Below are 23,000 nucleotides of genomic sequence, written 5' to 3' on the forward strand. Positions count from 1 at the left end.
AGTTTTTCGATGGGAACCCAACACCCTCTGCCCATTTTAGTGACCGGTGGTGGCCGCCGTATCGGCCTCGCCATTGCCTGGCACTTTCTCAACCAGAAACAGCCGGTGATCGTCAGCTACCGTACGCATTACCCGGCGATTGACGGGCTGACTAAAGCGGGCGCCCTGTGTATTCAGGCCGACTTCTCCACCGATGAAGGCATTCTGGCTTTCGCCGATAGCGTGAAAGCGCAAGCTCGCGGTCTGCGCGCCATAATACACAATGCCAGCGCATGGATGGCAGAGAAGCCCGGAACGCCGCTCTCTGATGTACTGGCCTGCATGATGCAAATCCACGTCAATGCCCCTTATCTGCTCAATCATGCACTCGAAGGCATGCTGCGTGGGCACGGACACGCCGCCGGTGACATTATTCATTTTACCGATTACGTTGTGGAAAAAGGCAGCGACAAGCATATTGCCTATGCAGCCAGCAAAGCGGCACTGGATAACATGACCCGCTCATTTGCCCGCAAGCTCGCGCCAGAGGTGAAGGTAAATGCCATTGCCCCCTCGCTGATCCTGTTTAACGAAGGCGATGACGCCGAATACCGTCAGCAGGCACTGAACAAATCGCTGATGAAAACGGCACCGGGCGAAAAAGAGGTGATCGATTTAATCGATTATTTGCTGACCAGTTGCTTTGTGACCGGTCGCAGTTTCGCCGTGGACGGCGGCCGTCATCTGCGTTAGTGCAGTTTGACCCAGCAAAAAATGAGCAGCCAGGCGCTCAGGCACCAGCAGATCACCGCCCCGCCCAGCGCCACCGGTAACTTCAGAAAACCAGTGAAATACCACAGTGAAACGAGATAGACAAAATAGGGAATAATTGACCACATGCTGAACACGATAGTCGTTCTCAGGGCCTCAATGCCCCGCTCGCTGGCCACGATATAATGGGCGATCAGCGCGAATGTCGGGAACAGCGGGATTAATCCTGCGATGTAGTAATTCTTCGTTTTTGCGAGCAACCCAATCAACACCACCACCAGCGCACCCAGCGCGGCTTTAATCACGAGTCCCATTACCCTGCCTTTACACATCAATAACATCGGCAACCAGCATAGCGGAAGCATCGACGTTTAGGAAAGATTAATGGAAGGCAACGTCCCGGCGGTGTATGTTGACGTTTTCTGTTCGGCAATCAAGACGATGAACACGATTGTATTTGTTGAAGACGATCCTGAGGTCGGCGCGCTTATTGCGGCCTATCTGGCAAAACATGATTTTGACGTGGTCGTCGAACCGCGTGGCGATCTGGCGGAGGCGCGGATCCTGCAGATTCAGCCGGACCTGGTGCTGCTGGATATTATGCTCCCCGGCAAAGACGGCATGACCCTCTGTCGAGACCTGCAAGGACAATGGCAGGGACCGATCGTCCTGCTCACCTCGCTGGACAGTGACATGAACCACATTCTGGCGCTGGAAATGGGCGCCTGCGACTATATTCTGAAAACCACACCGCCGGCGGTTCTGTTGGCCCGCCTGCGACTCCACCTGCGCCAGAGCGATCAGTCTGGTCAAAGCAAAGGGTTTCAGCCTGCCAGCGTCACGCCGCATAAAACGCTGCGCTTTGGTTCCCTGACTATCGATCCCATCAACCGTGTCGTCTTGCTCGGCGGTGAGCAGATCATCCTGTCTACCGCCGACTTTGAACTGTTATGGGAACTCGCCACCCACGCCGGTCAGATTATGGACCGCGATGCGCTGCTGAAAAATCTGCGCGGCGTGAGCTACGATGGCATGGACCGCAGCGTGGACGTCGCCATCTCACGTCTGCGTAAGAAACTGCTTGATAATGCGGCAGAGCCTTACCGGATTAAAACCGTGCGAAACAAGGGCTATCTGTTTGCCCCGCATGCCTGGGATGATGAACCGTCACTTCACCGGGGATATGAATGAAAAAACTGTTCGTGCAGTTTTATCTCCTGCTGTTTGTCTGCTTTCTGGTGATGACCCTGCTGGTCGGCCTGGTATATAAGTTCACCGCGGAGCGGGCTGGCAGGCAATCGCTTGATGATTTGATGAAAAGCTCGCTCTATCTGATGCGCAGCGAATTGCGCGAGATCCCGCCGCGAGACTGGGGTAAAACGCTCAAAGAGATGGACCTTAATCTCTCTTTTGACCTGCGCGTTGAGCCGCTGACGAAATTCACGCTGGATGCCCAAAGTATGCAGCGCCTGCGTGAAGGCGACATCATTGCGCTCGACGATCAGTACACCTTCATCCAGCGTATTCCACGCAGCCATTATGTGCTGGCCGTAGGTCCCGTGCCGTATCTCTATTTTCTCCATCAAATGCGCCTGCTGGATATCGCGCTGATGGCGTTTATCGCCATCTCCCTGGCCTTTCCGGTGTTTATCTGGATGCGTCCCCACTGGCAGGAAATGCTGCGCCTGGAGGCCGCCGCACAGCGGTTTGGTAAAGGTCATCTCAGCGAACGTCTGCATTTTGATAGCGGCTCAAGCTTTGAACGTCTGGGTATTGCGTTTAATCAGATGGCGGACAATATCAATGCGCTGATCGTCAGTAAAAAACAGCTGATTGACGGGATTGCCCATGAACTTCGGACCCCGCTGGTGCGCCTTCGCTATCGACTCGAGATGAGCGAGAATCTGAGTGAACAGGAGTCTCTGGCGCTCAATCGCGATATCGGGCAACTCGAAGCGTTAATTGAAGAACTGTTAACTTACGCTCGCCTCGACAGGCCGCAGAATGAACTGCATCTCAGTAAGCCTGATCTTCCCCTCTGGCTCACAGCGCATATTGACGATGTGCAAAGCGTGAACCCTGAACGGACGCTTCAGATTTCACACCTCGACAGCGGCGATTACGGCGCGCTGGATAGGCGACTCATGGAGCGCGTGCTGGATAATTTGTTAAACAATGCACTGCGCTACTGTCAGTCCACTGTGCAGATAAGCCTGCAGCTCAGCGATCGTTTCGCCACGCTGACCGTCGAAGATGACGGGCCGGGCATCGCCCCGGAAGCCAGGGAGACTGTTTTTGAGCCTTTCGTTCGTCTGGACCCGAGTCGGGATCGCGCCACCGGCGGATGCGGTTTGGGTCTGGCGATTGTCTATTCCATCGGCCAGGCGATGGGTGGCACAGTGAGTTGCGGGGAAAGCGAACTGGGCGGTGCCCGCTTCAGCTTTTGTTGGCCGATCTGGCACACACTTGCGGAATTTCCCGCTGGCTGACGCCATTGGCACCGTAGCCGCAGATGCAAAATGGTGCTATATATAAAGTATGTTGTAACTACTGAGGTGCGCAATGGCCCGTTACGATCTTGTCGACAGACTGAATACCACGTTTCGCCAGATGGAGCAGACGCTGGCTGAACTGACGCAAACGCTCGCTGAACATCATCTGATGATTGGCCGCGTCTTTTCATTGCCGGAAGTGACCAAAGAGGCCGAGCATGCTCCGCTGGATACCATTGCGGTGAAGCAACATCTGGGACAGGAGGCCGAAGCGCTGGCGCTGGCGCACTATCGCCACCTGTTTATTCAGCAGCAGTCCGAAAATCGCAGCAGTAAAGCAGCGGTACGTCTTCCTGGCGTGTTGTGTTATCAGGTTGACAGTACCAGCCAGGCCGCGCTGGAAAATCAGGTACAGCGCATCAATCAGTTGAAAACCACCTTTGAGCATATTGTCACCGTGGAATCCGGTTTGCCGTCTGCTGCGCGCTTTGAATGGGTCCATCGCCATCTGCCTGGGCTGATTACGCTCAATGCCTACCGGACGCTGACGGTGATAAACGATCCGGCAACCCTGCGTTTTGGCTGGGCAAACAAACATATCATCAAGAATCTGAGACGCGATGAGGTGCTGGCGCAACTGGAAAAGAGTCTGAACACGCCGCGCAGCGTACATCCCTGGACTCGTGAGGAGTGGCAGGCAAAACTGGAGCGTGAATATCAGGACATCGCCGCCCTGCCACAGCAGGCAAAACTCAAAATTAAGCGTCCGGTAAAGGTCCAGCCCATCGCCCGGGTCTGGTACAAAGGTGAGCAAAAGCAGGTACAACATGCCTGCCCGACGCCGCTTATCGCGCTAATTAATACGGAAAACGGCGCAGGCATGCCGGATATTGGCGAGCTACTGAACTACGATGCCGAAAACGTACAGCATCGCTTTAAACCGCAGGCGCAGCCGCTGCGTCTGATGATTCCACGGCTGCACCTGTATGTAGCAGATTAAAGGCCGGGTTTCATGCTGCCGACCATTTGCTCTGGTCGCACCCAACTGTCGAACTCCGCGTCGGTGAGATAGCCCAGCGCCAGCGCCGCCGCTTTCAGCGTCAGCCCCTCCTTATGCGCTTTCTTGGCAATTTCCGCCGCTTTGTCGTAGCCGATATGGGTATTCAACGCGGTGACCAGCATCAGCGACTCATTGAGCAACTGATGAATACGCTCACGATTAGGTTCGATACCGACCGCACAATGTTCGTTAAAACTCTCCATACCATCGGCAAGCAGACGCACCGATTGCAGGAAATTATGGATCACCATCGGACGGAAGACGTTCAGCTCGAAATTGCCTGATGCGCCGCCGATATTGATCGCCACATCGTTCCCCATCACCTGACAGCATAGCATCGTCAACGCTTCACACTGGGTCGGGTTGACCTTGCCCGGCATGATTGAACTGCCCGGTTCATTTTCCGGAATGGCGATTTCGCCAATGCCGCAGCGCGGCCCCGACGCCAGCCAGCGCACGTCGTTGGCGATTTTCATGAGTGACGCCGCCAGCCCTTTCAGCGCGCCGTGGGCATGAACCAGCGCATCGCAGGTCGCCAGCGCTTCGAACTTGTTCGGCGCGGTGACAAAAGGTGCCCCGGTGATCGCCGCCAGTTCGTCGGCGACACGGCGGGCATATTCCGGATGCGTATTCAACCCGGTGCCGACGGCCGTCCCGCCCAGCGCCAGTTCCGCCACGTGCGGCAGGCTGTTTTCGATGTGCCGCAGGTTATGTTCTAACATCGCCACCCAGCCGGAAATCTCCTGCCCCAGCGTCAGCGGCGTGGCGTCCTGGAGGTGAGTACGGCCAATTTTGACGATATCGGCGAAGGCATGTGATTTTTCATTCAGCGTCTTTGTTAACACCTGCAACTGCGGAATAAGGTGGTTGCGCAGCGCCAGTAGCGCAGCGACATGCATCGCCGTTGGAAAGACATCGTTCGAACTCTGGCTCTTGTTGACGTCATCATTAGGATGGACTTTTCGCTCCATGCCACGGACGCCGCCAAGCAGTTCACTGGCCCGGTTCGCCAGCACTTCGTTCATGTTCATATTGCTTTGCGTACCTGACCCGGTTTGCCAGATAGCCAGAGGAAATTCCTCTGCGTGTTTATCTGCCAGCACCTCATCGGCAGCCTGCATAATAGCGGCGGCTTTGTCGGCGTCCAGCAGACCTAAATGGTCGTTAACCTTTGCCGCTGCACGCTTGGTGAGCGCCAGCGCGTGGATCAGCGAGACGGGCATTTTCTCGGTGGAAATACGAAAATGCTCAAGCGAACGCTGGGTTTGCGCGCCCCACAGCTTATCTGCCGGGACATCAATCGCGCCCATCGAATCTTTCTCGCGGCGTACCGTTACCATGACCTGCTCCTTAAAGAATGAATTGATTAGGTGATGTTCGACATTGCCCACTTGCTTGCGGTCTTATGAGTATTAACGATGACAGCACCACCGTTTGGTGGTTCGTGCGATAAAAAAACCGCCCCGAAGGGCGGCTGACGTTACTTAACGCAGCGTGCGCACTGCGACGTCTGAATCTGCTGGAAGAAATCGTTTCCTTTGTCGTCAACGAGAATAAAGGCCGGGAAATCTTCGACTTCGATTTTCCAGATAGCTTCCATTCCCAGTTCCGGATATTCCACACACTCCAGGCTCTTAATACTGCCCTGCGCCAGAACGGCGGCCGGGCCGCCAATGCTGCCAAGGTAGAATCCGCCATGTTTTTTACAGGCGTCGGTGACCTGCTGGCTGCGATTGCCTTTCGCCAGCATGATCATACTTCCGCCCTGCGACTGAAGCTGATCAACATACGAGTCCATACGCCCGGCGGTGGTCGGACCGAGCGAACCTGAGGCATAGCCCTCCGGTGTTTTCGCCGGGCCGGCGTAGTAAATCGGGTGGTCTTTCACATACTGCGGCAGCCCTTCGCCATTATCCATCCGCTCTTTTAATTTAGCGTGCGCGATATCACGACCGACAATGATTGTGCCGTTCAGAGAAAGACGGGTCGACACCGGATATTGCGAGAGCTGTTCCAGGATCTCTTTCATTGGGCGGTTCAGGTCAACGCGTACCGCTTCCCCCTCGCCCGCCCGGCGCAGTTCTTGCGGGATATACTTGCCCGGGTTGTGCTCGAGTTTCTCGATCCAGATGCCTTTGCGGTTGATCTTCGCTTTGATGTTTCGATCCGCCGAGCAGGAGACGCCCATCCCAACCGGACAGGACGCGCCGTGACGTGGCAGACGGATCACGCGAATATCGTGGGCAAAGTACTTGCCACCGAACTGGGCACCTAAACCGAGATTTTGCGCCTCCACCAGCAGTTCTTTTTCCAGTTCAACATCGCGGAAAGCCTGACCGTGCTCATTCCCTTCGGTTGGCAGTTCGTCATAGTATTTCGCCGATGCCAGTTTCACGGTTTTCAGGTTCGCTTCCGCTGACGTTCCGCCGATCACAAAGGCGATGTGGTAAGGCGGACACGCTGCAGTGCCCAGCGTACGCATCTTCTCAACCAGGTAGTTTTTCAGTTTCCCTGGGGTTAAGAGCGCTTTGGTTTCCTGATAAAGATAGGTCTTATTCGCAGAGCCGCCGCCCTTCGCGATGCAAAGGAATTTGTATTCATCGCCATCGACACTGTAGAGATCAATTTGTGCCGGCAGGTTGGTGCCCGTGTTCACCTCTTTATACATATCCAGTGCGGCGTTTTGCGAATAGCGCAGGTTATCTTCGACGTAGGTGTTGTACACCCCACGCGCCAGCGCCGCTTCGTCACCCCCGCCGGTCCAGACACGCTGGCCCTTTTTGCCGACGATAATCGCCGTGCCGGTGTCCTGACAGGTTGGCAAAATACCTTTCGCCGCGATGTCGGAGTTACGCAGGAACTGCAGTGCAACATACTTGTCGTTCTCGCTGGCTTGCGGGTCGTGCAGAATATCGGCCACCTGCTGTTGGTGCGCAGGACGCAGCATAAATGAGGCATCATGGAAGGCCTGACGCGCGAGCAGCGTCAATGCTTCCGGGTCGACTTTAAGGATCTCTTGTCCTTCAAATTCGGCGACGGAAACGTATTCACTGGTCAGCAGGGTGTATTCGGTATCATCCTTTTTAAGGGGAAAAGGATCCTGATAATGAAAGGGTTTGTTTGACATTGTTCTCTCACTTACTGCTCGGTCTGATTTTCTTAGGCTTCAGGGCAGATGTTCCATTGCCCTCGTTAAAAGCGAGTTACACTATCCTACACAATTTTTTAACAAAAACTGAGACAAGTACGACTTTTTGCACCCGGAGGTTACTTCCCGCAGGTTTCTTGCTTTAATAACCGAATTAAGTTCCACCAAATTCCATATTGAAACAGGGCATTGAACATGCAAAAACTCATCAACTCCGTGCAGAACTACGCCTGGGGAAGTAAAACGGCGCTAACGGAACTCTATGGTCTGGCGAATCCGCAACAGTTACCCATGGCCGAATTGTGGATGGGCGCGCACCCAAAAAGCAGTTCAAAAGTGGAAGACGCCAGCGGCCAGGTTGTCTCGTTGCGTGACGTGATTGACGGGAATCAATCCGCGCTGCTCGGCGATGCCGTGGCAAAGCGCTTCGGCGAATTGCCGTTCCTGTTTAAAGTGTTGTGCGCCGCACAACCGCTGTCCATTCAGGTGCACCCGAACAAGCGTAATTCTGAAATTGGCTTTGCTAAAGAAAACGCCGCCGGTATCCCGATGGATGCCGCAGAACGCAATTACAAAGATCCCAATCACAAGCCGGAACTGGTTTTTGCGCTGACGCCGTTCCTTGCCATGAACGCGTTTCGCGAGTTTTCTGAGATCGTTTCACTGTTGCAACCGGTAGCTGGCGCGCACACCGCCATCGCTCATTTCCTTGAGCAACCCAACGCTGAGCGTCTGAGCCAGCTGTTTGCAGGTCTGCTGAATATGCAGGGCGAGGAAAAATCCCGTGCGCTGGCAATTCTGAAAGCAGCGCTGGAAACCCAACAAGGCGAGCCGTGGCAGACTATCCGTCTTATCGCGGCGTTTTACCCGGACGACAGCGGCCTCTTCTCTCCTCTGCTGCTGAACGTCGTGAAGCTGAACCCGGGTGAAGCGATGTTCCTGTTCGCCGAAACGCCGCATGCATATCTGCAGGGCGTGGCGCTGGAAGTGATGGCGAACTCCGATAACGTGCTGCGTGCGGGGCTGACGCCGAAATACATCGACATCCCGGAACTGGTCGCCAACGTGAAGTTCGAAGCGAAACCGGCAAATCAGTTGTTGACCACACCGGTGAAAAACGGCGCGGAACTCGATTTTCCCATTCCGGTCGATGATTTCGCATTTTCCCTGCACGACCTGTCTGCACAAGAAACCACGATTGACCAGCAAAGCGCCGCGATACTCTTCTGTGTCGAGGGCGAAGCTATCCTGAGCAAAGGCGAGCAGCGTCTGGTGCTAAAACCGGGTGAATCAGCGTTCATTAGCGCCGAAGAGTCGCCGGTGAGCGTCAGCGGTGTCGGCCGTGTGGCGCGGGTTTACAACAAACTCTAGCAACTTACTGAATTTTTTAGTCACTCTTGCTAAGCTTGTAAACGGCTTATGACTTTGCCAGGCGGTTCTTACCGCCTGGCTTCATTTTATGGACAAACAATATGAAGAAATCGCTGGTAGCTGCAGGTGTGATTGTCGCACTCGGCGTCGTCTGGACGGGCGGTGCATGGTATACAGGTAAAAAGCTGGAAACCCATCTTGCTGAAATGGTAAGCCAGGCCAACGCGCAGATTAAACTCACCGCGCCGGAAGCAAACGTGGAACTGGCTTATCAGAACTATCAGCGCGGCATCTTCAGCAGCCAGTTGCAGCTGGTGCTTAAACCGGTTGCCGGAAAAGAGAATCCGTGGCTGAAAGCCGGTCAGAGTGTGGTGTTTGACGAATCGGTCGATCATGGTCCCTTCCCGTTTGCTCAGCTGAAAACCTTTAATCTCCTGCCGGCGATGGCCTCGGTGAAAACCACCCTGGTGAACAATGACGTCAGCAAACCGCTGTTTGAGATGGCGAAAGGTGAAACGCCGTTTGAGGTCAACTCGCGTATTAGCTACAGCGGAGATACCCGTTCTGCACTGTCGCTAAAACCGCTGAACTACCAAAATGGGGCAGAGAAAGTCGCGTTCAGCGGCGGCGAATTTATCTTCAATGCCGATAAAGAAGGCAAAGTGGTTTCCCTTTCCGGTGAAGCGAAGAGCGGTCTGGTCGATGCGGTGAATGAGTACGATCAGAAAGTTCAGGTCTCCTTTAACGACCTGAAAACGGAAGGCTCCAGCACGTTAGCCAGCTTTGGTGAGCGCGTCGGCGATCAGAAAGTCACGATTGGCAAAATGGCGATCACCGTCGAAGGTAAAGAGATGGCGTTACTGGAAGGCATGGAGATCAGCGGTAAAACCGATCTCGTAAATGACGGTAAAACCATCAACAGCCAACTCGATTACGTCCTGAACAGCCTGAAGGTTCAGAATCAGGATCTGGGAAGCGGCAAGCTGACGTTGAAGGTTGGTCAGATTGACGGTGCGGCCTGGCATCAGTTCAGCCAGCAGTATAACGCCCAGACCCAGGCGCTGTTGTCGCAGCCAGAAGTGGCGGACACCCCGGAATTGTATCAGCAAAAAGTGACCGAAGCTTTCTTCGGCTCCCTGCCGCTGCTCATGAAAGGCGAACCGGTCATTACCATTGCGCCGTTGAGCTGGAAAAACGCGAAGGGCGAAACAGCGCTGAATTTATCCCTGTTCCTGAAGGATCCGTCCACCGCGCAGGGCGAGCCGCAGACGCTGGCAGACGAAGTCGACCGTTCGGTGAAATCGCTCGACGGTAAGCTCTCCATTCCGGTGGACATGGCGGTTGAATTCATGACGCAGGTGGCGAAACTGGAAGGCTATCAACAGGATGAAGCCGCTAAGCTGGCCAACCAGCAGGTGAATGGTCTGGCGGCGATGGGACAGATGTTCCGTATCACTACGCTTGAGGACAACACCATTGGCACCAGCCTGCAGTACGCCAACGGTCAGGTGACCTTAAACGGTAAGAAAATGCCGCTGGACGAGTTTGTTGGTATGTTCGGCATGGTTCTGCCGCAGCAGTAATGCGCCCCCCCTCCATGAGGGGGGTTATTTTTGCACCACCAGTCGTGCTGATAAGGTTTGCGTGCGGGAGTGATTCTCTTCGTTCGCAACACGTTGCAGGATCCGCTCCGCCAGGCTGTACCCCATTTCCCGCGCCGGCATTGTTGCCCAGACTATCGGCAGATCGTCCAGTGCGCTTTCCGTCACGTCAGCAAAAGCGCCTAATGAGACCTGTTGTTCAAAGTAGCGATCAACCCCCACTTCACCACTCTGCCGTCCTGCACGCATCAGGCCAAACCACGCCCCCATCGCAATGGTTTCGTTGTAACACACCACGGCGCTGATGGTAGGATTTCGGCCGAGTAGCGCGCCTATTGCCTCGGCGGCCTGCTTCTGGCTGGAGGCGCATTCCATCACCCACTCACTGTGAAACGGTAAACCGAATTTCAACAACGTCGCGCAGTAGCCGCCGACACGTTCCGCACGGGTCAGGGAAGAGCTCTGTCCTCCCAGCCAGGCGATACGCTGATGACCGTGACGAATCAGATGCTCCGTCAACAGTTGCGCAGCCTGCATATTGTCCGGACGCACGGTATCCACGTCGTCCAGATAGCTGGCCCGCGAGGCAAAAACGACCGGAATGCCCTTTTCTTCCGCCATCACGCGCAGGTCGTCGCTACTGCCTGCCGCTCCGGCAATCACCACGCCGTCAACGCCCTGATTCAGCAACATGGAAAAGCGCTGCGCCAGTTGCTCACCATCCTGACCGCCGTGCAGCAAAAATACCATCCGGCCCTGTGCTTCCAGCGCTTCCGTTAACCCCGCCGTTAGTTCCGCATAGAACTGTGCCGAGAGATCGCGGACAATCAGCCCAATCACGCCGCTCTGTCCGCCCCGTAGCGCTGAGGCCTGACGATTACGCACAAAGCCCAGTTCTTCTATTGCCGCATTGACCCGTTCGCCGGTGGCGGTTGAAATGCGCCCCTTTCCGCTGAGCACCAGTGAAACCGTACTGACGGAGACGCCTGCCGCATGAGCGACATCGTGGATAGTAATTTTTTTGGCTATAGCCATAAAAACGCCAGACTCCCTGAGAATGTGACAGATAAAACGTTTTACCTATAACTTATATTTATACGCGCTATCATCCGTCGATAATGTGATTTCTGCCGCACTAAAATTGGGTAAAACGTTTTATCTTCTTGCTCAAATTTTCTCATTACCCATGGATTTGCACAAGGAGTCGTTAGATGACGGCGAAAACAACACCAAAAATTACGCTGTGGGAATTTTTCCAGCAGTTAGGGAAAACGTTCATGCTGCCCGTGGCGCTGCTTTCGTTTTGCGGGATTATGCTCGGGATCGGCAGTTCGTTAAGCAGTCACGATGTAGTAACCCTGCTCCCGGCGCTGGGAAATCCGGTGCTTCAGGCCATCTTTATCTGGATGAGTAAAGTCGGCTCCTTTGCTTTTAGCTTCCTGCCAGTGATGTTCTGTATCGCTATCCCGCTCGGGCTGGCGCGCGAAAACAAAGGCGTGGCAGCGTTCGCCGGTTTTGTGGGTTACGCGGTGATGAACCTGGCGGTCAACTTCTGGCTGACCGCAAAAGGTATCCTGCCCACCACCGATGCGGCGGTTCTGAAAGCCAATAACATCCAGAATATCCTCGGCATTCAGTCTATCGACACCGGGATCCTCGGTGCGGTAATCGCCGGCATCATCGTCTGGATGCTGCACGAGCGTTTCCATAACATCCGTCTGCCGGATGCGCTGGCCTTTTTCGGTGGCACCCGCTTTGTCCCGATCGTCTCCTCGGTGGTGATGGGTCTGGTCGGTCTGGTGATCCCTCTGGTGTGGCCGGTTTTCGCGATGGGTATCAGCGGCCTGGGTCATATGATCAACAGCGCGGGTGATTTTGGTCCGATGTTGTTTGGTACGGGCGAACGCCTGCTGCTGCCGTTTGGTTTGCACCATATTCTGGTCGCCCTGATTCGCTTTACCGATGCTGGCGGTACACAAGAAGTGTGTGGTCATACGGTAAGCGGTGCATTAACCATTTTCCAGGCGCAACTGAGTTGCCCGACCACTCAGGGCTTCTCAGAAAGCGCCACCCGCTTCCTGTCGCAGGGTAAAATGCCCGCGTTTCTGGGTGGTTTGCCCGGTGCGGCGTTAGCGATGTATCACTGCGCGCGCCCTGAAAATCGTCATAAAATCAAAGGACTGCTGATTTCTGGGCTGATCGCCTGCGTCGTTGGCGGGACCACGGAACCGCTGGAATTCCTGTTCCTGTTTGTCGCTCCGGTATTGTATGTCATTCACGCATTGCTGACTGGCCTCGGCTTTACCATCATGTCAGTTCTGGGCGTGACTATCGGCAACACCGACGGCAATATTATTGACTTCGTGGTGTTCGGTATCCTGCACGGCTTGTCGACGAAATGGTATCTCGTACCGGTTGTGGCGGCGGTGTGGTTCGTGGTGTATTACGCCATCTTCCGTTTCGCGATTACACGCTTTAATCTCAAAACGCCGGGTCGCGACAGTGAAGTCGCCAGTTCTATTGAAAAAGTCGTTGCCGGTACGCCGGGTAAATCAGGTTATAACGTGCCAGCCATTCTGGCCGCGTTGGGCGGTGCGGATAATATCGTCAGCCTTGATAACTGTATTACCCGCCTGCGTCTTTCTGTTAAGGATATGTCGCGGGTCGATGTGCAGGCGCTGAAAGACAACCGTGCGATTGGTGTCGTACAGTTGAATCAGCATAATCTTCAGGTAGTGATTGGCCCTCAGGTCCAGTCGGTTAAAGACGAAATGGCAGGCCTGATGAACACCGTTCAGGCATAAGGACGCGAGCATGTTTGATTTTTCAAAGGTCGTTGATCGTCACGGTACGTGGTGCACGCAATGGGATTACGTGGCCGATCGCTTCGGCACTGCCGACCTGCTGCCGTTTACCATCTCTGATATGGATTTCGCGACGGCTCCCTGCATCCTGGAGGCGCTGAATAAGCGCCTCGCTCATGGCGTGCTCGGATACAGTCGCTGGAAAAACGACGAATTTCTCGGCGCGGTCGCCCACTGGCTTGCACAACGTCACAATACGCGCATCGATACCGGATCGCTGGTGTATGGTCCTTCCGTGATCTATATGGTGTCACAGCTTATCCGTCAGTGGTCTGCTGCTGGTGATGGCGTGGTCCTCCATACTCCGGCCTATGACGCATTTTATAAAGCCATCGATGGCAATCAGCGCCGTGCTATCCCGGTGGCGCTGGAACAGCGAGATGGAGACTGGCATTGCGACATGGACAAACTGGAAGCGGCGCTGGCACGCCCGGAAAGCAAGATCCTGCTGCTGTGCAGCCCACATAACCCGACCGGCAAAGTCTGGACACGTGCAGAACTGGACACGATGGCAGCGCTTTGTGAGCGCCACGGCGTACGGGTTATTTCCGATGAAATCCATATGGATATGGTCTGGAGCGAACAGGCGCATATTCCCTGGAGCAACGTGGCACGTGGCAACTGGGCGTTGTTCACCTCCGCCTCCAAGAGCTTCAATATTCCGGCACTGACCGGCGCCTGGGGGCTGATCGAAGACGCAGACAGTCGCGATGCGTATCTCAATGCGTTAAAAGGCCGCGATGGCCTGTCCTCTCCCGCCGTACTGGCGCTGACCGCGCATATTGCCGCTTACGAACAGGGCGCGGCGTGGCTGGATGCGCTGCGGGAGTATCTCAGGGAGAATCTGCGCTACATTGCGGATACGTTGAACCACGCGTTTCCTGAACTCAACTGGCAGATACCGCAGGCAACCTATCTGGCCTGGATCGATCTGCGCGCATTGAACATTGACGATAAGGCATTGCAAAATGCGCTGATCCAACAGGAAAAAGTCGCCATTATGCCGGGCGATACCTACGGCGATGAAGGACGCGGTTTTGTACGTCTGAATGCCGGATGTCCCCGTTCAAAGCTGGAAAAAGGCGTGAATGGATTAATTAACGCGATCCGTTCAGTACGCTGACCGAACGTTGCGCAATGGAATTAATCATTGCGCAACATAGCTTTTCCCCTGCTTTTGTTTTTATAATAGCGCGCACTTTTACATACGAATAAAGAGTGCGACCATGATTGATACTTCCCTGCCGTTAACTGATATTCATCGCCACCTTGATGGTAACATCCGGGCACAAACCATTCTGGATCTAGGCCGCCAGTTCAATTTACCTCTCCCCGCACAAACCCTTGACGCGTTGATCCCGCATGTGCAGGTTACGGCAACGGAACCCGATCTCGTGAGCTTTCTGTCGAAACTGGACTGGGGCGTTAAAGTCTTAGCCTCTCTCGACGCCTGCCGCCGCGTGGCATTTGAAAATATTGAAGATGCTGCACGCAATGGTCTGCACTACGTTGAACTGCGTTTTTCGCCGGGTTATATGGCGATGACGCATCAACTGCCGGTCGCGGGCGTGGTGGAGGCCGTTATTGCCGGTGTGCGTGAAGGCTGCAAAACCTTTGGCGTGCAGGCGCAACTGATCGGCATCATGAGCCGGACCTTCGGCGAAGCCGCCTGCCTGCAGGAACTCGACGCCCTACTGGCGCACCGCGATCGGATCACCGCGCTCGACCTCGCCGGTGATGAACTGGGTTTCCCGGGCAGTCTGTTCCTGTCCCATTTCAACCGCGCGCGTGACGCGGGCTGGCATATTACGGTGCACGCCGGTGAAGCCGCCGGTCCGGAAAGTATCTGGCAGGCCATTCGCGAATTGGGTGCAGAGCGCATCGGTCACGGCGTGAAAGCAGTTGAGGATCCGGCGCTGATGGATTTCCTCGCGGAACAGCGTATCGGGATCGAATCCTGTCTGACGTCAAATATTCAGACCAGCACCGTGGCGTCGCTGTCCGCCCATCCGCTGAAAACATTCCTGGAACATGGCGTCATCGCCAGCCTGAACACAGACGACCCGGCCGTCCAGGGCGTGGATATTATTCATGAATATACGGTCGCGGCGCCGGCAGCAGGACTGAGCCGCGAGCAGATTCGCCAGGCGCAGATTAACGGGTTGGAAAGCGCCTTCCTGAGCGCGGCGGATAAACAAGCGCTGCGTGAAAAAGTCGCGGCCGCATAAAGAAAGGAGACCCGATGAACTTCATCGGGTTTTTCTGACATCAGGCAAGACATAATGTCGAACGATGTTTCGCCGACTCAATTCCCAGCTCAATCAGTTCCATAATCTGGATGGCCTGGCTCGCCGGCACCGGGTTTTCACCGTTACCGTTCAACGCATCACGGATCCCGGCATAATACGCCGGATAATTTCCCGGCACGGTCAGCCAGGTCTCTTCTACCCGCGTTTCGCCTTCAACACGTGTGACAATGCCATCACGCATATCATAGCCCCAGTCTTCCTGCGGCAAGCGTTCGCCATTTTTCAGGCGCTCTTCCTGCGGATCCAGACCGTACTTCACGTAGCTGCCGCGCGAACCATGTACGATGTAACGAGCAGATTCCGCCGCCGCCAGCATCGTTCCGTGCAAGATAACCCGGCGCTGCGGGTAGGAAAGCGTGGCATGGAAGTAGTCGGTTGACTGAGCGCCGGGTCGCAACTGGGCTAAATCCACCGTCATACTGACCGGCAGACCGAACAAATTGATCGCCTGATCAAGGAGATGCGGCGCTAAATCGTACCAGATACCGCTTCCCGGTCCCCCTTGCTCACGCCAGCGATCGCGTACCTGCGGACGAAAACGGTCGAAATGGGATTCAAAATAGGCGACCTCACCCAATACACCTTCTGCGAGCATCGCTTTCAGGGTCAAAAAGTCACTGTCCCAGCGACGATTGTGAAAAACAGAGAGCACCCGCCCCAGGCTGCGCGCCAGCGCATCCAGCTCACGCGCTTGTGACAGTGTCACGGTAAAAGGTTTATCCACAACGACATGTTTACCCGCTTCCAGCGCCGCTTTGGCCAACGGGAAGTGGGTATCGTTAGGCGTGGGAATAACAATCAGATCAATATTAGGGTCGTTAAACAGATGCTTCGGCTCAGAGACAACGGCCACGGAAGGCCAGTCCGCCTTCACTTTCGCTGCATCGCTACTGGATATTACCGCCAGTTCCAGTCCCGGCGTGCCGTCAATCAGGGGAGCATGGAAGGTTTTACTGGCGTATCCGTAGCCAATCAGTCCTACACGGATGTTGTCACTCATATCTATGCCTCTCGTTTCAGTCTGCAACTATTTCACACTATCCATGAACCACTCACAATAGTTTAATCACCCCGCAGCGAAAAAGGCCGTTAATTAACTTAAGTCAAATAAATGTCACTTTCGCGCATTTTGCCATTATAAAGTCACTGAAATCGTTCCCAAAACACTTGCCGGAAAAATTATTGCTGAGTAACATCTGCAACCTGTATTTAAGGATAAATCAACGCAAATGTCGTCAGTCATCGATCGTCTTATTGAATTAACAGGTTGGGTGGTTCTTGCGGTCTCCGTGGTCCTCCTGGGCGTCGCTAATCATATTGATAATTATCAGCCCCCTGAACCCACCGCCGCAGTACAGCAGAAATAACAAGCCAGGCGGCGTTTGTCGCCTGGCGAGTCTGTTTTCCCTGTTGAGTGTAAAAAAAAGCGGTAAAATTATCTGAAAAAGCCGATTGTGCGCCTTCCTGGGCCTGCGCATGTTGCCAGTCATGGCGAAGCACGTTACCCTTCGTTCTGATGTCGTCTGACACGTCAAACACCATTTTAGAAAATACTTATTTGCATTTACCTGTCGGTTTTCATCACCGAAGGTTTATTTTCGTTCACCACACGTAAGCTTTATTTTTATAATAGGGATCCCTGTTTATGACTGTTCAGGATTATTTATTAAAATTTCGCAAAATTAGCTCACTGGAAAGCCTGGAAAAACTGTTTGACCATCTGCATTACACCCTGACCGACGATCGTGACATTATCAATATGTATCGCGCAGCCGATCATCGCCGCGCAGAACTGGTCTCCGGCGGTCGCCTTTTTGATGTCGGCCAGGTACCGAAATCCGTCTGGCACTACGTGCAATAAGAAAGTAGCGCTTGCCGGTAAAAGCTTTATAATAATTGCCCCAAAAAGAACGGTACGTCTGGCAATTCCGGAGATTTTATGACCACAACACCGGCACAGCGCATTGGCGGTTGGTTACTGGGCCCACTGGCCTGGCTTTTAGTCGCCTTGTTGAGCGCAACGCTGGCCCTGTTTCTGTATGCCACTGCTCTCGCCTCGCCCAAAACGTTTGCGATGCTGGCCGAGCAAAGTACCGGCAATCTGCTGTTGTGGGGCGTCTCTTTTCTCACCGCGATCGCCATGTGGTATTACACCCTGTGGCTGACGATTGCGTTCTTCAAGCGCAGACGCAGTGTGCCCAAACACTATATTATCTGGCTACTCGTCTCGGTCTTGCTGGCGATCAAAGCGTTCGCCTTTTCGCCTGTACCCGATGCGTTAGCGGTGCGTCAGCTGATTTTCCCTTTGCTGGCTGCGGCGCTCCTGGTGCCCTATTTCAAACGCTCAAGGCGTGTGAAAAGCACCTTTGTGAACCCGTAATAACCCTACAGTTAACCTGTTGTCGCCTGCTGTAGATTGTCAGATAATAGGCGGCTTTTTTATTTCAGGCCGAAAAATGACTGATTACCTGCTGCTGTTTGTCGGAACTGTACTGGTCAATAACTTTGTACTGGTTAAGTTTCTGGGCCTTTGTCCCTTTATGGGCGTTTCCAAAAAACTGGAAACCGCAATGGGAATGGGGCTTGCGACCACATTTGTGATGACGCTGGCCTCAATCTGCGCCTGGTTGATTGACACCTGGATCCTGATTCCGCTCGATCTTATTTATCTGCGCACGCTGGCCTTTATTCTGGTTATCGCGGTCGTGGTGCAATTTACTGAAATGGTGGTGCGTAAAACCAGCCCGGCGCTCTATCGCCTGTTGGGGATCTTTTTACCGCTGATCACCACCAACTGTGCGGTTCTCGGCGTGGCGCTGCTGAATATCAATCTCGGTCATAATTTTTTACAGTCGGCGCTGTACGGTTTTTCCGCCGCTGTCGGCTTCTCGCTGGTGATGGTGCTGTTTGCGGCGATCCGCGAGCGTCTTGCCGTCGCGGATGTTCCTGCTCCTTTTCGTGGTAACGCCATTGCGCTGATTACCGCCGGGTTAATGTCTCTGGCCTTTATGGGCTTTAGTGGTTTGGTGAAGTTGTAATGAATGCTATCTGGATTGCCGTTGCCGCCGTGAGCCTGCTGGGCCTGGTGTTCGGCGCTATCCTGGGTTACGCCTCCCGCCGTTACGCGGTAGAGGATGATCCTGTTGTTGAAAAAATTGACGAAATTCTGCCGCAGAGCCAGTGTGCGCAATGCGGTTATCCTGGCTGTCGCCCCTATGCGGAGGCGATTGGTAGTCAGGGTGAAAAAATTAACCGCTGTGCGCCTGGTGGCGAAGCCGTCATGCTCAAAATTGCGGAATTGCTCAACGTGGACCCCCAGCCGATTGATGGCGGTGAGCAAGAACTTGCGCCGGTCCGCATGCTGGCGGTGATTGATGAAGCCAACTGTATCGGCTGCACTAAATGTATTCAGGCGTGTCCGGTGGACGCCATTATTGGCGCAACGCGCGCAATGCACACAGTAATGAGCGAGCTGTGCACGGGCTGCAATCTGTGTGTTGACCCCTGCCCGACTCACTGCATTGAACTGCGCCCGGTCGCCGAAACACCTGACAGCTGGAAGTGGGATTTGAACACGATCCCCGTGCGTAATATCCCCGTGGAACAACATGCTTAAGTTATTCTCTGCTTTCAGAAAAGATAAGATCTGGGATTTCAACGGTGGTATCCATCCGCCGGAAATGAAATCCCAGTCAAACGGTACGCCGTTGCGTCAGGTTCCCCTCGCGCAGCGCTTTGTGATTCCGCTCAAACAACATATCGGTGCCGAAGGTGAACTGTGCGTCGCCGCAGGGCAACACGTTTTGCGCGGACAGCCGTTAACCCGTGGCTGGGGAAGAATGCTCCCTGTTCATGCGCCGACTTCCGGGACGGTCGTCGCGATTGCCCCCCACTCAACGGCGCATCCTTCGGCATTGGCCGAGCTGAGCGTGATCATCGATGCCGACGGCGAAGACCGCTGGACGGAACGTGACGGCTGGCAGGATTACCGCGCCCGTACCCGTGAAGAACTCATTACCCGCATTCACCAGTTTGGCGTGGCGGGTCTCGGCGGCGCTGGCTTTCCAACCGGCAATAAATTGCAGGGTGGCGGCGACAAAATTGAAACGTTGATCATTAACGCGGCGGAATGTGAACCCTATATCACCGCCGACGATCGTCTGATGCAGGATTGCGCGGCGCAGGTCGTTGAGGGTATCCGCATCCTGGCGCATATTCTGCAACCGCGTGAAGTCCTGATCGGTATCGAAGATAACAAACCGCAGGCGATCTCAATGCTGCGTGCGGTGCTGGCCGACGCGCAGGACATTGCGCTGCGGGTGATCCCGACGAAATATCCGTCGGGCGGCGCTAAACAGTTAACCCAAATCCTGACCGGTAAGCAGGTTCCGCACGGCGGTCGGTCCTCCGACATCGGCGTGCTGATGCAAAACGTTGGCACAGCGTATGCGGTGAAACGCGCCATCGTTGACGGCGAACCGATTACCGAGCGCGTTGTGACCCTCACCGGTGAGGCGGTCAGTCGTCCGGGCAACGTCTGGGCAAGACTCGGGACACCGGTGAAACATCTGTTAAATGATGCCGGTTTCTGCCCGTCTGCCGATCAGATGGTGATTATGGGCGGTCCGCTGATGGGCTTCACCCTGCCCTGGCTCGATGTGCCGGTAGTAAAGATCACCAACTGTTTGCTGGCGCCGTCAGCGACAGAGATGGGTGAACCTCAGGAAGAGAAAGGCTGCATTCGCTGTAGCGCCTGTGCCGACGCCTGCCCGGCCGATCTTTTGCCCCAGCAGCTTTACTGGTTCAGTAAGGGGCAGCAGCATGACAAAGCCACGGCGCACAATATCGCCGACTGCATTGAGTGCGGTGCCTGCGCCTGGGTCTGCCCGAGTAATATTCCCCTGGTGCAATATTTCCGTCAGGAAAAAGCCGAACTTAATGCAATAAGCCAGGAAGAGAAACGCGCAGCAGAGGCTAAAGCGCGTTTCGAAGCGCGGCAGGCTCGTCTGGAGCGGGAAAAAGCGGCGCGTCTGGAACGTCATAAAAAAGCGGCCGTACAACCTGCGGCAAAAGATCAGGATGCCATTGCCGCCGCCCTGGCTCGCGTCAAAGAGAAACAGGCGCAGGCGACGCAACCGGTGATGATCAAAGCCGGTGAAAAACCAGACAATAGCGCGGTGATTGCCGCTCGCGAAGCGCGTAAAGCGCTGGCCCGGGCAAAACAGACAGAGAATACAACCGCGGTTGACGCCGATCCGCGCAAAGCTGCTGTCGAAGCCGCTATCGCTCGTGCAAAAGCGCGTAAACAGGAACAGCAGGCCAGCAGTGAACCCGCCGCACCGGTGGATCCACGCAAAGCCGCTGTCGAGGCCGCTATCGCCCGTGCCAAAGCGCGTAAACAGGAGCAGCAGGCCAGCAGTGAACCCGCCGCACCAGTGGATCCACGCAAAGCCGCTGTCGAAGCCGCTATCGCCCGTGCGAAAGCGCGTAAACAGGAACAGCAGGCCACCAGTGAACCCGCCGCACCGGTGGATCCGCGCAAAGCCGCTGTCGAAGCCGCTATCGCCCGTGCCAAAGCGCGTAAACAGGAGCAGCAGGCCAGCAGGGAACCCGCCGCTCCGGCTGAACCCGTGGATCCGCGCAAAGCCGCCATTGCCGCCGCTATTGCTCGCGCTAAAGCTAAAAAAGACGCTCTGCAGCAGGTTGTTAACGAGGAATAAATGGTATTCAGAATCGCAAGCTCTCCCTATACGCATAATCAGCGTCAAACCTCGCGCATTATGCTGCTGGTCTTAGTGGCCGCGGTGCCGGGCATTGCTGTGCAAGGGTGGTTTTTCGGCTGGGGAACGCTGTTTCAGATCATCCTCGCCTGCGCCAGTGCGCTGCTGGCGGAAGCCGCCGTGCTCAGATTACGTAAGCAACCGGTGCTGACAATTTTAAAAGACAACTCCGCGCTGCTGACCGGTCTGCTGCTTGCCGTCAGTATTCCCCCGCTCGCACCGTGGTGGATGGTTATCCTCGGTACGGTATTCGCCGTGGTCATTGCCAAGCAGTTATATGGCGGTTTGGGACAAAACCCGTTCAACCCGGCGATGATTGGCTATGTGGTGCTGCTGATCTCCTTCCCTGTTCAGATGACAAGCTGGCTGCCACCGCATGAGATTGCCGCAAACACGCCTGGTCTGATTGACGCTTTGCAGGTCATTTTTACCGGCCACACGGTAAGCGGCGGCGACATGAACACATTACGCATGGGGATTGACGGGGTAAGCCAGGCGACACCGCTGGATACGTTCAAGACGTCCCTTCATGCAGGTCATTCCGTTGCGCAGATCATGCAATACCCCATTTATAGCGGCATCTTTGCCGGTGCGGGCTGGCAATGGGTCAACCTGGCCTGGCTGGCGGGCGGTATTTTCCTGCTACAGCAAAAAGCCATTCGCTGGCATATTCCGGTAAGCTTCCTGCTCTCATTGGGCGTCTGTGCGACGCTGGGCTGGCTATTTGCGCCTGATGCGCTTGCTTCCCCGCAAATTCACTTGCTCTCGGGCGCGACGATGCTCGGCGCCTTCTTTATTTTGACCGATCCGGTGACGGCCTCGACGACCAATCGCGGTCGTCTGGTGTTCGGCGCGCTGGCGGGCTTGTTGGTATGGTTAATCCGCAGCTTCGGCGGCTATCCGGATGGCGTGGCTTTTGCCGTGCTGCTGGCCAATATTACGGTCCCGCTGATTGACTACTACACGCGTCCTCGCGTGTACGGACACCGCAAAGGATAATCCATGCTGAAAACGATTCGTAAACATGGCATCACCCTGGCGCTGTTTGCGGCAGGATCGACCGGACTGACCGCCGCCATTAACCTGATGACTAAAACCACCATTGATGAGCAGGCAGCCATTCAACAAAAAGCGCTGTTTGATCAGGTCCTGCCGGCCAATCGCTACAATAACCGCTTGCAGGATCGTTGCTTCGTGGTGAGCGCGCCCGCGTTGGGGAAAGGTGAACATCGCGTCTATATTGCTGAGCAGGACGGTACGCCCGTGGCGGCCGTACTTGAATCGACAGCGCCGGATGGCTATTCCGGCGCTATCCAGTTGCTGGTCGGTGCCGATTTCAGCGGCACGGTATTGGGCACCCGCGTGACGGAACACCATGAAACGCCGGGTCTGGGCGATAAAATTGAACTGCGACTGTCTGACTGGATCACCGGTTTCAGCGGTAAAAAGATTCAGGGTGATAATGACAGTCACTGGGCGGTGAAAAAAGACGGCGGCGATTTTGACCAGTTCACCGGCGCGACAATCACGCCGCGTGCAGTGGTGAATGCCGTCAAGCGTGCGGGGCTATATGCCCGCACGCTACCGGCGCAACTTTCTCAACTTCCGGCCTGTGGAGAATAAGC

The 23,000-nt window shown here is 55.0% G+C and carries 22 protein-coding genes; 17 read left to right on the plus strand and 5 right to left on the minus strand.

Annotated features, from left to right (window positions below; all coding sequences use genetic code 11):
- The first annotated feature begins 9 nt into the window (after positions 1-9).
- Complete coding sequence (folM, locus tag QNN88_RS05785; protein WP_414239378.1) at positions 10-732, plus strand: dihydromonapterin reductase; 723 nt, start codon at positions 10-12, stop codon at positions 730-732.
- Here folM and QNN88_RS05790 read toward each other — a convergent pair.
- The gene (locus tag QNN88_RS05790) at positions 729-1,064 is read right to left on the minus strand and encodes a GlpM family protein (protein ID WP_414239379.1); all 336 of its coding nucleotides are present in this window, start codon (positions 1,062-1,064) and stop codon (positions 729-731) included. The two genes, folM and QNN88_RS05790, sit on opposite strands and share 4 nt — an antisense overlap.
- A gap of 127 nt (positions 1,065-1,191) precedes the next feature.
- Between QNN88_RS05790 and rstA the strand changes: the two genes are divergently transcribed.
- The 3 genes from rstA (at position 1,192) to tus (ending at position 4,242) form a co-directional block, all read left to right on the plus strand.
- A complete protein-coding gene (gene rstA, locus QNN88_RS05795; protein WP_414239794.1) occupies positions 1,192-1,941 on the plus strand; it encodes a two-component system response regulator RstA in 750 nt (249 codons plus the stop codon).
- Positions 1,938-3,239, plus strand: a complete 1,302-nt coding sequence (gene rstB / locus QNN88_RS05800) for a two-component system sensor histidine kinase RstB (protein ID WP_414239380.1) — start codon at positions 1,938-1,940, stop codon at positions 3,237-3,239. The genes rstA and rstB overlap by 4 nt, the downstream gene beginning before the upstream one ends.
- A gap of 73 nt (positions 3,240-3,312) precedes the next feature.
- A complete protein-coding gene (gene tus / locus QNN88_RS05805) occupies positions 3,313-4,242 on the plus strand; it encodes a DNA replication terminus site-binding protein (RefSeq protein ID WP_414239381.1) in 930 nt (309 codons plus the stop codon).
- Here tus and fumC read toward each other — a convergent pair.
- Together fumC and fumB are read right to left on the minus strand one after the other, a co-directional pair.
- Positions 4,239-5,642, minus strand: coding sequence for a class II fumarate hydratase (gene fumC / locus QNN88_RS05810; protein ID WP_414239382.1), 1,404 nt, complete (start codon positions 5,640-5,642; stop codon positions 4,239-4,241). The genes tus and fumC overlap by 4 nt on opposite strands.
- A 140-nt stretch (positions 5,643-5,782) precedes the next feature.
- A complete protein-coding gene (gene fumB / locus QNN88_RS05815) occupies positions 5,783-7,429 on the minus strand; it encodes a class I fumarate hydratase (RefSeq protein WP_414239383.1) in 1,647 nt (548 codons plus the stop codon).
- A gap of 216 nt (positions 7,430-7,645) precedes the next feature.
- On the opposite strand from fumB, the gene manA reads away from it, so the two are divergent.
- Both manA and QNN88_RS05825 read left to right on the plus strand, forming a co-directional pair.
- Positions 7,646-8,821, plus strand: a complete 1,176-nt coding sequence (manA, locus tag QNN88_RS05820; RefSeq protein WP_414239384.1) for a mannose-6-phosphate isomerase — start codon at positions 7,646-7,648, stop codon at positions 8,819-8,821.
- A 101-nt stretch (positions 8,822-8,922) separates the two neighbouring features.
- On the plus strand, positions 8,923-10,404 hold the full coding sequence (locus QNN88_RS05825) for a YdgA family protein (protein ID WP_414239385.1): 1,482 nt from the start codon (positions 8,923-8,925) through the stop codon (positions 10,402-10,404).
- A gap of 24 nt (positions 10,405-10,428) precedes the next feature.
- Here the strand turns inward: QNN88_RS05825 and QNN88_RS05830 are convergent, their stop codons facing one another.
- The gene (locus QNN88_RS05830) at positions 10,429-11,457 is read right to left on the minus strand and encodes a Mal regulon transcriptional regulator MalI (protein ID WP_414239386.1); all 1,029 of its coding nucleotides are present in this window, start codon (positions 11,455-11,457) and stop codon (positions 10,429-10,431) included.
- 176 nt (positions 11,458-11,633) lie between these two features.
- Between QNN88_RS05830 and malX the strand changes: the two genes are divergently transcribed.
- The 3 genes from malX (at position 11,634) to add (ending at position 15,514) form a co-directional block, all read left to right on the plus strand.
- A complete protein-coding gene (malX, locus tag QNN88_RS05835; RefSeq protein ID WP_414239387.1) occupies positions 11,634-13,226 on the plus strand; it encodes a PTS maltose transporter subunit IICB in 1,593 nt (530 codons plus the stop codon).
- Between the two features lie 10 nt (positions 13,227-13,236).
- Positions 13,237-14,409, plus strand: coding sequence for a MalY/PatB family protein (locus QNN88_RS05840; protein ID WP_414239388.1), 1,173 nt, complete (start codon positions 13,237-13,239; stop codon positions 14,407-14,409).
- Positions 14,410-14,512: 103 nt separating this feature from the next.
- Positions 14,513-15,514: an adenosine deaminase gene (gene add, locus QNN88_RS05845; protein ID WP_414239389.1), complete on the plus strand. Its 1,002-nt coding sequence runs from the start codon at positions 14,513-14,515 to the stop codon at positions 15,512-15,514.
- A 40-nt stretch (positions 15,515-15,554) separates the two neighbouring features.
- Here add and QNN88_RS05850 read toward each other — a convergent pair whose 3' ends face one another.
- Positions 15,555-16,595, minus strand: coding sequence for an oxidoreductase (locus QNN88_RS05850; protein WP_414239390.1), 1,041 nt, complete (start codon positions 16,593-16,595; stop codon positions 15,555-15,557).
- Positions 16,596-16,836: 241 nt separating this feature from the next.
- Between QNN88_RS05850 and blr the strand changes: the two genes are divergently transcribed.
- The 8 genes from blr (at position 16,837) to rsxG (ending at position 22,998) form a co-directional block, all read left to right on the plus strand.
- Entirely contained in the window at positions 16,837-16,962 is a 126-nt protein-coding gene (gene blr, locus QNN88_RS05855; protein ID WP_061078033.1) for a division septum protein Blr, read from the plus strand.
- Positions 16,963-17,240: 278 nt separating this feature from the next.
- Positions 17,241-17,456 (plus strand): transcription modulator YdgT, encoded by a 216-nt coding sequence (gene ydgT / locus QNN88_RS05860; protein WP_061077420.1) that lies wholly within the window; start codon positions 17,241-17,243, stop codon positions 17,454-17,456.
- 78 nt (positions 17,457-17,534) lie between these two features.
- Positions 17,535-17,975 carry a DUF2569 domain-containing protein gene (locus tag QNN88_RS05865; RefSeq protein WP_414239391.1) on the plus strand — a complete coding sequence of 147 codons (441 nt, stop codon included), beginning with the start codon at positions 17,535-17,537 and terminating at the stop codon, positions 17,973-17,975.
- 76 nt (positions 17,976-18,051) lie between these two features.
- Positions 18,052-18,633, plus strand: a complete 582-nt coding sequence (gene rsxA, locus QNN88_RS05870; RefSeq protein WP_005121199.1) for an electron transport complex subunit RsxA — start codon at positions 18,052-18,054, stop codon at positions 18,631-18,633.
- Positions 18,633-19,211: an electron transport complex subunit RsxB gene (gene rsxB, locus QNN88_RS05875; RefSeq protein WP_414239392.1), complete on the plus strand. Its 579-nt coding sequence runs from the start codon at positions 18,633-18,635 to the stop codon at positions 19,209-19,211. The genes rsxA and rsxB overlap by 1 nt, the downstream gene beginning before the upstream one ends.
- Positions 19,204-21,315: an electron transport complex subunit RsxC gene (gene rsxC, locus QNN88_RS05880; protein WP_414239393.1), complete on the plus strand. Its 2,112-nt coding sequence runs from the start codon at positions 19,204-19,206 to the stop codon at positions 21,313-21,315. Before rsxB ends, rsxC begins: the two co-directional genes overlap by 8 nt.
- Positions 21,316-22,374, plus strand: a complete 1,059-nt coding sequence (gene rsxD / locus QNN88_RS05885) for an electron transport complex subunit RsxD (RefSeq protein ID WP_414239394.1) — start codon at positions 21,316-21,318, stop codon at positions 22,372-22,374. It abuts the gene before it with no gap.
- 3 nt (positions 22,375-22,377) lie between these two features.
- A complete protein-coding gene (gene rsxG / locus QNN88_RS05890) occupies positions 22,378-22,998 on the plus strand; it encodes an electron transport complex subunit RsxG (protein ID WP_414239395.1) in 621 nt (206 codons plus the stop codon).
- The last annotated feature ends 2 nt before the right edge of the window (positions 22,999-23,000 follow it).

It is taken from the genome of Citrobacter sp. ANG330, assembly GCF_047467925.1.
Classification (GTDB): Bacteria; Pseudomonadota; Gammaproteobacteria; order Enterobacterales; family Enterobacteriaceae; genus Citrobacter_A; species Citrobacter_A amalonaticus_G.